The 13,448-nt window shown below is 37.1% G+C and carries 12 protein-coding genes; 2 read left to right on the top strand and 10 right to left on the bottom strand.

From position 1 onward, the window contains the following. Positions 1 to 121: 121 nt before the first annotated feature. From hrcA to gpr, 6 genes are all read right to left on the bottom strand, one after another. Positions 122 to 1,165, bottom strand: a complete 1,044-nt coding sequence (gene hrcA / locus N782_RS08020; protein WP_036818273.1) for a heat-inducible transcriptional repressor HrcA — start codon at positions 1,163 to 1,165, stop codon at positions 122 to 124. 210 nt (positions 1,166 to 1,375) lie between these two features. Further along, entirely contained in the window at positions 1,376 to 2,527 is a 1,152-nt protein-coding gene (gene hemW, locus N782_RS08015) for a radical SAM family heme chaperone HemW (RefSeq protein ID WP_036818270.1), read from the bottom strand. Between the two features lie 125 nt (positions 2,528 to 2,652). Beyond that, positions 2,653 to 4,467, bottom strand: coding sequence for a translation elongation factor 4 (gene lepA / locus N782_RS08010; protein ID WP_036818354.1), 1,815 nt, complete (start codon positions 4,465 to 4,467; stop codon positions 2,653 to 2,655). A gap of 345 nt (positions 4,468 to 4,812) precedes the next feature. After that, entirely contained in the window at positions 4,813 to 5,163 is a 351-nt protein-coding gene (locus N782_RS08005) for a DUF3679 domain-containing protein (protein WP_036818266.1), read from the bottom strand. Between the two features lie 14 nt (positions 5,164 to 5,177). Further along, a complete protein-coding gene (gene spoIIP / locus N782_RS08000) occupies positions 5,178 to 6,344 on the bottom strand; it encodes a stage II sporulation protein P (protein ID WP_052111239.1) in 1,167 nt (388 codons plus the stop codon). A 123-nt stretch (positions 6,345 to 6,467) separates the two neighbouring features. Then, entirely contained in the window at positions 6,468 to 7,568 is a 1,101-nt protein-coding gene (gene gpr / locus N782_RS07995; protein ID WP_036818264.1) for a GPR endopeptidase, read from the bottom strand. Between the two features lie 183 nt (positions 7,569 to 7,751). Between gpr and rpsT the strand changes: the two genes are divergently transcribed. After that, positions 7,752 to 8,018, top strand: a complete 267-nt coding sequence (gene rpsT / locus N782_RS07990; RefSeq protein WP_036818262.1) for a 30S ribosomal protein S20 — start codon at positions 7,752 to 7,754, stop codon at positions 8,016 to 8,018. Positions 8,019 to 8,184: 166 nt separating this feature from the next. On the opposite strand, the gene holA is transcribed toward rpsT, so the two are convergent. Continuing rightward, positions 8,185 to 9,222: a DNA polymerase III subunit delta gene (holA, locus tag N782_RS07985; RefSeq protein ID WP_036818261.1), complete on the bottom strand. Its 1,038-nt coding sequence runs from the start codon at positions 9,220 to 9,222 to the stop codon at positions 8,185 to 8,187. 308 nt (positions 9,223 to 9,530) lie between these two features. Here holA and N782_RS21000 point away from each other — a divergent pair, with 308 nt between their 5' ends. Further along, on the top strand, positions 9,531 to 9,668 hold the full coding sequence (locus N782_RS21000; protein ID WP_036818259.1) for a YqzM family protein: 138 nt from the start codon (positions 9,531 to 9,533) through the stop codon (positions 9,666 to 9,668). A 191-nt stretch (positions 9,669 to 9,859) separates the two neighbouring features. Here N782_RS21000 and N782_RS07975 read toward each other — a convergent pair whose 3' ends face one another. The 3 genes from N782_RS07975 to N782_RS07965 form a co-directional block, all read right to left on the bottom strand. Continuing rightward, positions 9,860 to 12,091: a DNA internalization-related competence protein ComEC/Rec2 gene (locus N782_RS07975; protein ID WP_084103018.1), complete on the bottom strand. Its 2,232-nt coding sequence runs from the start codon at positions 12,089 to 12,091 to the stop codon at positions 9,860 to 9,862. 99 nt (positions 12,092 to 12,190) lie between these two features. Beyond that, entirely contained in the window at positions 12,191 to 12,754 is a 564-nt protein-coding gene (locus N782_RS07970) for a ComE operon protein 2 (RefSeq protein ID WP_036818255.1), read from the bottom strand. A gap of 66 nt (positions 12,755 to 12,820) precedes the next feature. Beyond that, on the bottom strand, positions 12,821 to 13,408 hold the full coding sequence (locus N782_RS07965; protein WP_052111238.1) for a helix-hairpin-helix domain-containing protein: 588 nt from the start codon (positions 13,406 to 13,408) through the stop codon (positions 12,821 to 12,823). Positions 13,409 to 13,448 lie beyond the last annotated feature (40 nt).

The following is a 13,448-nucleotide window of genomic DNA, read 5'->3' as shown; positions in this document are numbered from 1 at the left end:
AAAATGGTTATGAACTAAACCATAAAAACTTGAAGACACATGAATATTTCGCAAACCTTATAGACGCTACTTATTTATGCTGCGTTTATAAGGTTGCAAGAAGTTTCTTCAACTTTTTCATTTATTCCCCATTTTCACCATTTTGATACCATGAATGAAATGTTTGTGACATTCTGTTAGATAAAAGGCTTAAAAGGGAAATAACTTTTGAATATTCCATCCTTGTTGGACCTAATAATGCAATGGTTCCCATCTGCTCATCGCCTAATGAATAAGACGCTGTAATGAGACTACAATCTTTCATTGCTTTGACTTCATTCTCTTGACCAATTGTGACCTTGATTTCATCTGATTCATGTCTTAAAAGATGCGCAATCTCTGCTTCTTCCTCAATCATAGAGTATAAAGAACGAACTTTTTCAATATCCTTGAATTCAGGCTGCATTAAAATATTAGTTTTTCCACCTACATACAGTTTAACTGGCTGTTCTTCAAAAAGAGCCGCCTGCAAATACTTGTATGCTTTATCAAATTCATCCGTATGTTGTCGTAACAACTCTGAAATTTCAGAGTTTAATTTGCGATGCAAATGAATAATCGGTACACCATACAATTTTTTGTTTAAAATGTTGACCATCTTCTCCAAATCACTAGAATGAATCTCTACTGGAATCGTAAAAGAACGATGTTCAACATGCCCCGTATTCGTGACAAGTATCGCAACTGCAGAATAATTAGATAACGGTATAATCTGAAGCTGCTTTAATCTTGTTTCATAAACTTCAGGACCTAAAATAATGGAAGTATAGTTTGTTAAATCTGATAAAACACGTGCTGATTGCTGGACTACTCTTTCGAACTCAACCAATTGATTGGTGAAAGCTTCCTGAACAAACGAGATATCTGACCTTGGTAAATGAAAGGGTGACATTAAATGATCCACATAAAATCGATACCCTTTCTCTGAAGGAACACGTCCTGAAGAAGAATGTGTTTTTTCAAGAAAACCCATTTCTTCCAAGTCAGCCATCTCATTTCGGATAGTAGCTGAACTATAAGAGACTTTTTCCTTTTTGGAAATAGCCCGAGAACCAACAGGCTGCGCTGAGTCGATGAAATCATCAATAATCACTTGCAATATGAGTAATTGTCTTTCAGTCAACATGATGATCACCTCTGTTAGCACTCGATGTTACTGAGTGCTAAATCTAATATTAAGTTATCAAATGCCTTTTCCATTGTCAACGATATTTATTTCAGAAATACAAGAAATTCGCAAACATGCGAATTTCTTTATATTTCGATTCACATCATACATAGAAAAAGCATCTCAGGTTCCAACGAGCCCTCTTTTAGCAACACCTTCTATCCATTGCTAGTCTTGAAGCTTTTCATCCTCTAGTAGGAATTCTTGAAACACATTGTTTCCAAACAGCCTACCTTGTGGAGTAATCCGAATGAAATCACCAGATTCTTCTATCCATTCTTTTTGTTTTAAATAATCTAATTCTTCCTGGTATAAAGAAGATAACGACCTTCCAAAACGGTCCTGAAACACGCTCTTGGAAACACCTTCAGCTTTTCGTAGCCCAAGAAACATTTGCTCTTCTATTCTTTCCTTCTGATGAATGGGCTCTTCATGAAGAATAGGCTTCCCATCTTCCATTGCCTTCTTAATATATTGAGGCAATGGACGAATATTTACAGTTCGTTTCCCAGGTAAATACCCATGAGCTCCTGAACCAAAACCATAATAATAATCATTATTCCAATAGGTTAAATTATGCTTACTTTCAAAACCTGGTTTAGCAAAATTACTAATCTCATATTGATGTACACCATTATACTCCATATCTCTTACGAGTAATTCATACATCTGAGCTTCATCATCTTCCATTGGCTTATGAAGTTTACCTTTCTTATGCCGTTGGTAAAACACTGTTTTAGGCTCAATTTGTAAGGAATAAGAAGAATAATGAGGCAAATCCAAACGAATCGCTTCATCTACCGTTCGTTGAAAATGCTCAACTGTTTGACCAGGTAAACCATAAATTAAATCTACTGATACATTTTCAAAATCAAGCTTTTCAAAATGACGTAGATTATCATATACATCCTTCACTCGATGATTACGACCGAGCTTTTCTAGCATTTGATCATCAAATACCTGGACTCCAAACGAAATTCGATTTACCCCGTAATACTTTAATAGAGCTAATTTCTTTTCATCAAACTCTCCAGGATTTGCTTCAAACGTGTACTCTTCGCAATTTTCGACATCAAAAGACTCCGAGATGGTCTTAAGAAGTTGCTCTAGCTGAGTATAGTTTAATGCTGTAGGTGTTCCTCCACCCACAAAGATGGTTCGCATATACATTTGATTCTTACCAACTTCTTCTTCTATCTCTCGATCCAATGCATCTAAATACTGATCAGCTAATTCTTTGTTATAGAAAAACTTAGTAAAATCGCAATAATGGCAGATTTGTTGGCAGAATGGTATATGAATATATACAGAAGATATCATGCTAGTCACATTCCTTTATCTAAGTGTAAAAACGCCTTAGTTTTGGGTAAGCGTCTTTGCGCAAGTAAAACAACCTCAAACGTTACAAAAACCGCAAGAAGTTCCTCCTGCGGTTTTGTAGTACATTAATCGTTGTCTGTATCCATTTCAAGCACGGCCATAAACGCTTCTTGTGGTACCTCTACTGATCCTACCATTTTCATTCGTTTTTTACCTTCTTTTTGCTTCTCTAGAAGTTTACGCTTACGAGTTATATCCCCGCCATAACATTTTGCTAATACGTTTTTACGCATTGCCTTAATGGTAGAACGAGCAACAATCTTATTTCCAATGGCAGCTTGGACTGGTACCTCAAATTGTTGTCTTGGAATTAAATCTTTTAATTTATGGGTAATGGCTTTACCACGTTCAAAAGCAAAATCTCGGTGGACAATGAAGGACAGCGCATCAATCGTATCGCCGTTCAACCAGATGTCCATTTTCACAAGATTAGAAGCTTTATACCCTTCTAACTCATAATCGAAAGATGCATACCCTTTTGTTTGAGATTTTAATTGATCAAAGAAATCATATACGATTTCAGATAACGGAATCTCGTAGGTAATGTTCACTCGATTATCGTCTAAATATTCCATGTCTTGGAATGTTCCACGTTTTTTCTGGCAAATTTCCATAACAGAGCCTACGTATTCGTTGGGAACCATAATAGTTGCATTTACAAATGGTTCACGCACCTCTTTAATGGATTGAGGATCTGGCATTAGAGATGGATTATCAACAGTAAACTCTTCCCCATCTACAGATTCAACTTCATAAATAACACTTGGTGCTGTCGTAATCATTTGAATACCGAATTCACGCTCAATACGTTCTTGGATAATCTCCATGTGCAAGAGACCTAAGAAACCACAACGGAAACCGAAACCAAGTGCTTGAGATGTCTCTGCTTCATATTGTAAAGACGAGTCATTTAACTCAAGACGCTCTAATGCCTCACGCAGGTCATTATAATTACTAGCATCCACTGGGAATAAACCGCAGAATACCATAGGATTCAATTTCTTATAACCTGGTAGTGGTTCTGCTGCTGGTTTATTAGCACTAGTAATCGTATCACCAACTCGTGAATCACTCACGTTCTTAATAGAGGCAGTTAAGAAGCCTACATCGCCTACAGTTAGTTGATCTTTGGCGGTAGGTTTAGGGTTAAATACTCCAAGTTCATTAACCTCAAATTCCTTACCTGTTTGCATCATACGAATACGTTGACCAACTTTAACTGTTCCTTCTTTAACACTGATAGATGCAATAACCCCGCGATATGGATCATACAGAGAATCAAAAATCAATGCTTTTAATGGGTCATCAGGATTGCCTTCAGGAGCTGGTACTCGATGTACAATAGCTTCAAGAATTTCATTAATGCCTTTGCCAGCTTTTGCAGAAGCCCACAATACTTCATCACTTGTGACACCAAGAAGGTCCTCAATTTCTTTTGAAACACCTTCAGGGTCAGCTGCCGGTAGATCAACTTTATTAATAACCGGAATAATTTCAAGGTCATTATCAAGTGCTAAGTATAAATTTGCTAATGTTTGTGCTTCAATACCTTGAGCGGCATCTACCACTAAAATAACACCATCACAAGCAGCTAAACTACGAGATACTTCATACGTAAAGTCTACGTGTCCCGGTGTATCAATAAGGTGAAAGAGATAGTCTTCCCCAGTATGTTGAGATTCATATCGAAGCTGTACAGCATTCAATTTAATTGTAATTCCACGTTCACGCTCTAAATCCATCGCATCTAGAAATTGTTCTTTCATTTCGCGATCCGTTAAAGCCTTTGTTTTTTCTAAAATACGGTCTGCTAATGTTGATTTACCGTGGTCTATATGAGCTATAATCGAAAAATTACGCACATTTTCTTGTTTAATCATGTCGTTACTCACATTTATCACTCCTACTTTGGTTCCGCAACAATCACTAGCATTGATTATAGCAATGTGAAGCCAATACTTCAACGAAAACTGAAAGAACTAAAGCTCAGGGCTTTTATTTAGCGACGTATATACTGCAACTTACATGAAGAGTAGCGAACTGGTGTTCACTTCACAGGAAGTCTATTAATCATTGGGAGCAGGACGTTGCGTCTAAACTAATTAAGTTTAAAAACAATTCAACATTTTATATTACGCTAGACAATAAATAAAAGCGCGGGCGCAAGTGTAGCGAGGTTTTTCTATACAACTTAAAAAGCGCTTGCCAACAGGCAAACGCTCCTATTATGCAAAAAAGACTTGGACGAGCTGGTACACTACAAAAATCATGGTATTATACACCCATTTGACGCCTTTTTCCAACGTGAATGCTAATTTCTGCACACCATGTGTAATTTGCATATCAGCATACACCTGTTGTTTTTCTTCTACAGGTACTTGTTGGAACTCTTTGCCTAATACTTCCACTTCATAATTGCTTGAAGTAGGTTGTTGGGTCTTAATTGCTTCATGAAAATTCGTATCGGAAAAACCTCGCATTTGAATCATCCCAAGACTTGCTTGATTCATCCCTAACAATACTCCGCTCATGAACAGGATGACCATGATAAGAAACGTCACTGTGAAGCGTACCATTCTTCGTCAACTCCTTAATTTCCGTTCACTTTTTCAGCCTTCCAATAAAAATCACTAAAAACTTCTGCTATGGCATCTGCGCTTCTATACAATTCATCAAGGTTATTTTCTACTCCACCAAACTCTATCAGTACAGCATTTTGTGATAAATCCTGATTGAACTTCCCATTAGTTGTAGCACCTTTTTTCGTAATGACTCCTCTACTCAATCCTGGATACTTTTTTTCTATTGCCTTATGCAAATCATTAGCAAGTTTAAGATTCTGTTCGTAACGGGCATACTCTCCCCCAATGACAAATACGGTCTTAGCATAACTCTTTCCGTTAAGTTCTATAGTAGTAAGTTCTTTTCCTAAGGAATCCCTGTGTAAGTCAAAGAAGAATTGTAAATTCCCATCCTGTTTAATAGCTTCCTGGATGATTGGACGTGAAGCAGCATAGGACTGATAATACTCCATGTTCTTCTCTTTAAGCTTTTTCGTAATATCCGTCTTATCAACATTCGTCCCTATTCCGTTTTCTTCTAATCCTTTAGCTAATCTCTCTCCTACCATCGTAATATTTGCTTTTGAATGAAAAGCTTCATCAGCTACGGTTCCGGCTGGTAGTAAAGGTAAGAAAGATTCCCTGTTATGTGTATGGTAAATAAAAACAACATCCCTCTCACCGGTGGTCTGGACAGGGTTCTTATCAGGTGCTTTATCCTCTGTTGATGTTTCTTCTTTGATAACTGCTTCTTTTTCCGTCTCGAATACTTCCATTGGTGGAGACGATTCGATTGGCATATTGGTATAATCAGTGCCTTTACCTGCAACAATGATTTCTCCATCATATGAAGAAAATCCAGGGATTTCACGCCCCAATAATGTTCTTGGATCATTTGGTTTTATACTAGTTGCCATTTGAAATACAACTTCAGAGACTTTAATATCCTCCTGGTCTTCCGGATAAGCTGTCTTAAATATGCGATTTTCCATCCCCATTAAGTGTAAGAAGGAAGAACCATTTATTTGACTTGTCCACTGATGAAGAGTCGAAGAGGATAATCTATAAGCTGGTTGGATTGATGTTAAAATACCAGCAAACAAAAATAATGCTATGATGGCAATCATATAAAAACTACTGCGTTTATACCATTTTTTCATCTCTTCACGAATGAGGGAGACTCCTTTTGAATTCATGGTTCCACCCTTTCTCCTTTTTCTAGCAACTCTAGTAAACATTATGTAGAAAAAAGAGAAAGTAGAACCTTTCTTTTTTAAACAAAAGCTCAGGCCGCTCGCTTATTCTTTAAGCAATTTCAACTACCTCGTAAACGAACCATCATTAGTAGGGTCTACTGATTCATGCAACGCAGCATTCATTCCAGTTGCAATTACATGAGCCATGTCTTTCATAAACCCATCTACCTCTTTAGGGGTTACCATAAGATTATGTCCTAATGGATTCAATACCTCCTGAATCAATGAACGTTTTTCCTGTTCAGACAAACCACCAATCATTCCGAGCACTGCCTCTCGTTGCTCTTCGTTTGGTAAGTCCTCTTCTGTAAGTTGTTTCTTCTCACCAAACTCCATCCCGGCTGGGGTTAACGCTTTAGATGGATCCCCCTTCTCATTCCATTCTCTTCCAAAGTGTTTCAGCATGTAATCGATTGTATCACTTGTTATGGTTACTGCATCTACAACAGTTGGGACTCCAACAGCAATAACAGGAATGCCTAGTGTATCTACACTTAGTTCTTTTCGCTTATTACCTACTCCGGAACCAGGATGGATACCTGTGTCAGATATTTGAATCGTCGCATTCACTCGATTAATAGAACGAGAAGCTAATGCGTCAACAGCGATAACAAAATCCGGTTTAATCTTGTTAATCACTCCAAAAATGATATCGCTTGTTTCTATACCTGTTACACCCATTACTCCTGGAGTAAGAGAGGATACAGGGCGAAACCCTTCGTCCACTCGTTCTGGTTGTAATTCGAACAAATGTTTGGTAACTAAAAGCTTTTGCATGACCATTGGCCCTAATGCATCCGGAGTAACATTATGGTTTCCAAGGCCTACCACTAAGCAACTCGCATCGTCTGGAAGGTTAGATTTACTAATAAGACCCTCTAACTCTCTAGCGAAGATAGAAGAAGTATGATGTTGTAACTCAGAATCATGATTACGTATTCCTTGAGATTCAATCGTAATATAGGAACCCGGCTTCTTTCCGGTTTTTTCTGCACCATCTTCATCTATATCTACATATGTTACTTTAATGTCACCATCCGTACTTTCTTTTACAGTGACCCCTTGCTTTGAATCCGTATTTTGATCTTCTTTTTCATCCATTAATTCTTTTGCTTCTACAGCTAAATCAGTTCGTATCTGGTATCGCTCTAAATCAATATTCATTAAGGACACCTCCGTTTTAGTATTAGCATAAACAGGATAGAAGGTGTTCATACATTTTAAGAGATTTATCTTTACATACACATCTCTATTGAAAACTATCTTCTGCTTTGGTAAAATGTCTCTTGTTCGAGAAGTTGCTTATTAGATAAAGCAGGCTTAATTCTCCAGGGAGGTGAAAGATATATGCCAAATATTAAACAAGCGAAAAAACGTGTTGTTACTCAAAGTTTCCAACGTACTAAGAACCATTCCTTCAAAACAGAAATGCGTTCTGCTGTAAGAAAAGTTGAAGGTCTTATTAGCGAAGATAAAAAAGAAGAAGCACAAGATGCTCTTGAAACAGCTTTCCGTAAGATCGATAAAGCTGTAAGCAAAGGCCTTATTCATAGAAACAATGGTAATCGCCACAAATCTCGTCTTCATAAGAAAGTTCAAAACCTTTCTGCGTAAGACAAGACTATTGCATTTACTATGACCAACAAACGATCCTTTAAAAGGGTCGTTTTTTTATACTCTAAAATAGGATAAGAACAAGCTATATCTAGCTAAAAACGATGTTTCCAGAAAAACTCGGCTAATGGTCCTTTAAGGTCCACTAGCCGAGTTTTTTCATAATTTACTTTTTATTTTTCTTCACATGTATTAATTCATACAACAACAACTCAAATGAAAGGTTTTTTTCCATTCTTCCTTGTTTCATAGAAGCATCCGCTTCTGTAAGAAGTTGTGTAATTTGAGCAAGTTGGCCGTCCGAGAATCCTCTCTCCCTCTTTAAAGCCATTTTTATTGCAAATGGGTGTGCCTTTATTTGTTGAGCCATTTGGTTTTGAGTGTAGCCTTTTTGTTTCAGTAATTTAGATTGGTAAATCAATCTGAATTGAGAAGCTAAAAGCGCTAACAATGCTATAGGTTCCTCATTTTGTTTTTCTAAATCCTTATACAGTAAAATAGCTCGTTCAACATTTTGGTTCATTACTGCATCTACGAGCTTTAGCGCTGAAGCTTGTGGATTATGGGCAGCAAGCATTTCAGCAATTTCTTTGGTAATTGTTCCTCCGTCTCCTACATATAAAGCCATCTTCTGAATTTCGTTACGTACCGCCATAAGATTGGTCCCATTTTCCTGAATAAATACATCGAGTGCAGGAGACTCTATGTTTATATGTAATTCTCTTGCTATAGATTGAATCCAATCTGTCATTTCATGCTCTTTTAATGATTGACAAGGAATCACTTTTCCTTGTTGTTTAATTTGCTTAATAACTTTTTTTCGCTCATCCACCTTCTCATATGGAGCAATGAACACCAGAACAGAATAATCAACTGGTTCTGTTAAATATTGTTGCAACACGCTCATATCATGTTCAACTTGCATTTTATCTGGCTTGGCCTTAAATAGGCTCGCATTTTTACACAATAAAATTTTTCTTTCTCCAAAAAAGGGAAATGTTTCTGCATCCATTACGACCTCTTGAATCGGAAACTCTTCAAGGTCATAAACCGATAAATTGACTTCTTGTTCTTCTTCCGTTAATCCATATTGGACAATGGCTTGCTGAATATCTTGAACAAGATAACTTTCCGTACCATAAATTAAGTAAACCGAATCAAATTGTTTTTGTTTTATTTGTTTTAAGGCTTCGAAGTAAACCATGTTCCTTCCCCCATTTCACTATAACGTAATGGTATATGGAATTCGGAAGGCTTTCAAGAGTTTATTAAGAGAAGGGGAAATGGAGACCCCATCCCCCCTAAGATCTATATAAACGTTTAGACAGCAGCCCCAGGATACTACTTTCTAAACGATATTTTGCCGGTACTCATAGCCTAGCCTAATTTGCAAAAACTATGGATGTTAACTCTTGTCAACAAAGGAAGGCAATTGGAACGTATTTTCTGTACGTAATATAGATTTTTCTGGTATAATCGCTTATACTAGGAAATGGTATAGGAGGGGTAAACGTGAACGAATTTAAAAAAGAAGTGCAATCACCGACAAACGATGTAGTTGATTCTGCTAAAGGATTCCTATTTTCTTTTATTTTCTTTTTCGTCATCTTCGCAATTGGTGTAGGCGTTCGCTTGATTGAAATCCTATAAAAGATGATAAAAAGAACAATTACTTACATTTGATACCTTATTTGAAAGAGACTGTAATTACAGTCTCTTTTTTATGTTTTAGCGACCTTTTACCTCTTGTAGATCATTTGCGTAGCTATTACATTTTTAGTTTTAAGTACATGTTGTTCCTGGAAAGTATGTGATTCGTATGCTGTAATTACATTGCTATCCTATGGAAGATATTGATAAAACGTACCTGTCTCTTCTTTAAATTCATAAAAAACAGCGCCTTGTTGATCTGTTCTCATAATGTGAACCTCTTCCTTTACTAACAAATCAATCACCTCTTTGGCAGGATGGCCATAAGCATTTTTCTCTCCTACAGATATCCAGGCAACACTTGGATTTAATTCCTCTAAGAATAATGATGATGTTGAAAAGCGACTGCCGTGATGAGCTACCTTAAGTACATCTGCCGTCAATTCAGGGTACTGATGCATAATTTCCAGTTCCATTTCTTTTCCAATATCCCCTGTAAAAAGCCAGCTTTTACCCCCAAGTTTAGTGGAAAGTACGATGGAGTTCTCGTTTTTTTCTCCTGCCTCGTATGTAGGATGCAATACCATAAAGGATGTACCTTCAATTATGAATGTGTCTCCTTTTTGAACATGTCTCACATTAATTTTTTCAGGAGTATTATCCAGTTGGTAAAACGGATTTAATAAAAGTGTTTCTACATTAAATTGATTTTGAACTTGTTCTGCACTTCCCATATGATCTCTATCCTTATGTGTAAGTAAGAGCGTGTCTACTTTACCAATCCCTCTTGAATGAAGATAAGGCTTAATAGCATAAGTAAATAATTCACCATTATCATTAATTGTTTTCCCAGCTGCATCTATCATAAGAACATGCTTCCTGTACGGCCATTCCATAATAATGGTATCTCCTTGTCCGACATCCAACATCGTCACTCTACCTACAGGGGATAGATAAGGAACTAGTGAATGGGCCATTAATACAACAACCATCATAGTACTAGCAACTAAGGTCTTCACATACATCTGTTGCTGCCAAAAGTACATAAAGGCAACAAATAATACATAATAGGCAACTCCAACCTCTAGTGAAATTTCACCAATAACCCATTCAACATAAAGGAATTGATCAAGTATTTGGACACATCTCATAAGAATAGTGTTGAGAATAGTAAAAAACTGATCCAATAAGGAGGTGATGGGAAACGGTAACCAATAAACCATAACTAATAGTATGCAATAAGGTAACAAAATGAAAGAAAAAATAGGGACAAGGAAAATGTTTGCCACAATGGAAACCGGATTTAAAATATAAAAGTGATGAACTTGTATAGGGATGAGAGTGAGTTGACTAATAATGCTTACATGTAGAAGAGTGCGAAAAGAAGAGATGTTTTGAAGGAGTTTTTTGGAAAGTAATAAAGAAAACGTAACAAGGAAGGAGAATTGAAAACCTAACTGAAAAGCAAGGAACGGATCGATTAAAAGAAAAATCACAACCAAAAAGCTAATGATATCTGTCACAGGCCAGCGTTTATGGAACCATGTCATTAAAAGTATTACTTCTGCCATCCATACAGCACGAACAACAGAAGGTGCACCTCCAGCGATGATACTATATAATGGCAACAACACGATTAACATCCACCTAATAGTTTCTTTTGTAAGAAGGCCTGTACGAATACTGAGAAGTGTAAAAAAAGCTATACATAATCCAACATGTAATCCAGAAATCGCCAACAAGTGGGACAGGTTCCAGCGTTGGAACAATTGGACAATACTGTCATCCATCCCTTTATCTTCGCCAAGCACTAAGGTCATCACCCAACTCGCTGTGGAGGGAGAATAAGTATTGTTTAAAGATTCAATTACCGATCCCCGGAATTGATTGATGGCATATAACCCTTTGGTATCACGACAATAGATGGATTGTGCATCAGCGTGGAGAGAGCCAGAGAAACCTTTATACTGCAGAAATTCGGCAAAATCAAAGGACCCTGGATTTCTAGCTTGTTGAACTGGCTCCTTAGTGGCTGTAAACGTACATATTGAGCCTATGTCTATCTCCACCTCATGGATAGATTCATGGAAAGCTGTGACTCTCCACTTTTCTTCAGTATGCAAATCTTTAAGGTTAAATTGAAGGTAATTTTTCTTATTAATAGGAGTTGAAATTACTCTTCCTTCCCAATTTTCAGAGCTATGATCCACTACTTCCATAGATGAAGCGGGAGCTATTGAAAACGTCAATGTGAAATAGCAAAAAACGAGAACACTCCCACAAATGTTTCTCCATGAAAGATGAAGCCGCCATAACAATAACACGATAACGATTGTGTATAAGAAAAGTATAAAGGCGGTAGTATTGCCAATATAGAGACCAAGCAACGCACAGATTGCTATAAAATGCCACGTTCCTTTCACTTATCATCTCACCTCTTCGCATAGTACTATACTTTAACCTATCAGGAATCTTTTTTAGAAGTGAGAAGTAAAGGAAGCAATATGTAATAAAACTCACACCTAAACTTGAAATAAGGAAGCGGCTTCTCTTCTTAATGCATCAATTTCTTCATCGGGTACCTTCTGTTGTTCTAAACGCTCAATTAGATTTTGTATATACTGTAGCTTTTCTTGTGAATGTGGATCGATTAAATTGTTTTCTAACTCAACTTTTTCTGTTTTTACACCAGCATCTTGGAATAGCTGTAATGCATATGGATGGTTTTTATAATCCGTGGCATAATATACTGCTTTAATGCCACCCTGTATTAATGCTTTGCAACAATGTAAACATGGAAAATGGGTAACATAAATCTCTGCCCCCTCTGTAGCGACACCGAATTTTGCACACTGCAATAACGCATTCATTTCTGCGTGAATCGTACGCACACAATGACCATCTATAACGTAGCATCCTTCATCGATACAATGTACCCCTCCAGATACACTTCCGTTGTAGCCACCAGCTATAATTCGCTTGTCACGAACGATTGTTGCACCGACAGCCAAACGTTCACAAGTGCTTCTCAGTGCTAGCAAATGGCTTTGTGCCATAAAATATTGATCCCAGGATATACGCTTCATTGTAGACCACCTTTTTCTGAATTTTCCTATACAGTTTACTCTCTGCTTCGTAACTCGTCAATATCGTTAAGGAATCTGGATTTTATCCTGAAAATTTTCCACTGTTTTCTCTCCTATTCCTTTAACCTTCATCAACTCTTCAATAGACGTAAACGGACCATTTTGTTCTCGATAGTCTATAATAGCTTCAGCTTTTGCCTGTCCAATGCCAGGTAAGGCTTCCAATTCTATTGGTGTAGCCTGATTCACAAAAATTTTGTCAGTGCTTCCGAGATTTTCAGGTGAACCAGTGGATGTTGATCCTTCTTCTTGTACATAGATAACCATTTCATCTATTAATTTTTGGGCTAAATTAACAGAAAGAGGATTCGCATCATCTCGTAATCCACCTGCTTCTTCAATTGCATCTTTCACTCTTGTTCCTTGCTTCATTTGATAGACATCTGGTTGAACAACCGCTCCTTTAACATCAACAAACAATAAATCGTTGCTTTGTTTATGAGTGTTTTCGTCAGAGGAATCTGCAGAGGAGATTGGAATAGATTTATCTGGAGTAACAGCCTGCCCCTGAGGTTCTTCTTGCTGAAACAGTACAATAATGCCAACAATAATGACTGCAGCAGTCACAGCAAGAGTTTTTGTAATTCGATTCATAATCAATCGACCTTTCTTCATATATTTAATATTGGCACAT

Origin of the sequence: Pontibacillus yanchengensis Y32, assembly GCF_000770635.1 — a bacterium.
Taxonomy (GTDB): Bacteria; Bacillota; Bacilli; order Bacillales; family BH030062; genus Pontibacillus; species Pontibacillus yanchengensis.
The sequence above is the reverse complement of the archived record's forward strand: the minus strand, read 5'-3'. Positions and strand labels throughout refer to the sequence as shown.